General features: G+C 73.9%; 2 protein-coding genes. Both read right to left on the bottom strand.

Going from position 1 to position 1,592, the window contains the following annotated elements; all coding sequences use genetic code 11:
- The coding region (locus AC13HU_RS36835; RefSeq protein WP_483046354.1) for a superoxide dismutase at window positions 1-555 on the bottom strand (555 nt) is incomplete at its 3' end.
- 240 nt (window positions 556-795) lie between these two features.
- Window positions 796-1,592, bottom strand: a 797-nt coding sequence (locus tag AC13HU_RS36830) for an alpha/beta fold hydrolase (RefSeq protein WP_483046353.1), incomplete at its 5' end; no start/stop codon positions are given.

Here is a 1,592-nt window from a genome sequence, read left to right as displayed (position 1 = left end):
GTCCCACAGCTTGGTGACGTAGTCGGGGCGGACGTTCTTGTACTGGAGGTAGTAGGCGTGCTCCCAGGCGTCGAAGACCAGCAGCGGGGTGGCGCCCTGGCCGACGTTGCCGTGGTGGTCGTAGACCTGCTCGACGATCAGGCGCCTGCCCAGCGGTTCCCAGGCGAGCACGCCCCAGCCGGAGCCCTGCACGGAGGCGGTGGCGGTGGTGAGCTGCTTCTTGAACGCCTCGAAGCCGCCGAGGTGCTCGTCGATCGCGGTGGCCAGCGCGCCGTCGGGGCGGTCGCCGCCGTCGGGCGAGAGGTTCTGCCAGAAGATCGAGTGCAGCACGTGGCCGGAGAGGTTGAACGCGAAGGTCTTCTCCGGGCCGACCAGCCCGGTCGGGGTGATCGCGTCCTTGTCGCGGGCCTCGGCGATCTGCTCCAGCGTGTCGTTCGCGCCCTTGACGTAGGCGGCGTGGTGCTTGGCGTGGTGCAGCTCCAGGATCTCGCCGGTGATCGCCGGTGCGAGCGCGGAGTAGTCGTACGGCAGGTCGGGAAGCGCGTAGGTGCCCATCAGGCACGGCCCCTTTCAGCGGGTGGGAACTGATGACCACGACCCACCCTAGACCTTTATTGCGAATAGCTTGCAACAACACTTGAAGTGCAGCAGCATGGTGTGGGGGCGGAATCGGCCCGACAGCTCCAGGAATGTCCTTCCTCGCTGATCGTCTTTCACCCGGCAACCCGCCGGCCGGCCGGTTCCGCCCCCTTCTTCCCGGCCGGGAGGCACCCCCTGGCTTCGCCGGGACGTCTTTTACCGAACGCCGTGGGGGACGCGCGCCTGCCCGCCTCGCCGGTTGCGGCGCTCGGCCGATGCCCCGGCCCGGGGCATCGGCAGGGCGAGGCCGTCCGGGCCGGCGGAGTCGCCGGGGTGCCGGGCGAAGGCCGCGGCCATCCCGTCCGGCACGGGCGCGAGGCCGAGCAGGGCGGTGGCGGCGAGGGCCGCGAAGCCGTGCCACACCCGTATCCGGCGGAGCATCGCGTGGTCGCCGCCGGGTAGTTCGTACCGGGCCACCTGGGCGCCGGCCGCGCGGGCCCCGGCCGCCATCCGCAGCGACTCGGCGGGCGAGGTGACGCGGTCGGCCGTGGCGTGCGCGAAGACCAGGCGCCGGGTGGCGAGTTGGGCGAGCGGTTCGCCCGGCGGGCACCAGGGCGCGAGGGCGACCACGCCGGCCACGTCCGCGGCGCCGGCCGCACGCAAGGCGGCCCGCCCGCCCATGGAGTGGCCGATCAGCACGGTCGGTGCGCCGCCGGTCAACTCCGCCAGCCGCTCGACCGCGTCCGCGGCGTCCCGTGCGGCGTCGGCCCGCTCGTCGTTCCAACCCCGGTACCGGTACCGGACCTCGGCGACGGCGACGCCCCGGCCCTCGGTGGCCCGGGCCACGGCCGCGGCGATCGGCCGCATCCGCAAGGCGGGGACGTTCCACCGGGACGGGGTGCGGGTGCTCCGGTCGCAGCCGCCGTGCAGCAGCAGGACCGCCGCGCCGGCCGCCGGGGGCAACCGCCGTACCACGAGCCGCTCTTCGCCCTGTGCCGACACGCCCACCGCTC

The organism is Streptomyces sp. NH27 (assembly GCF_056859195.1).
Note: the sequence above shows the minus strand (reverse complement) of the source record. Positions and strands in the feature narration are given on the sequence as shown.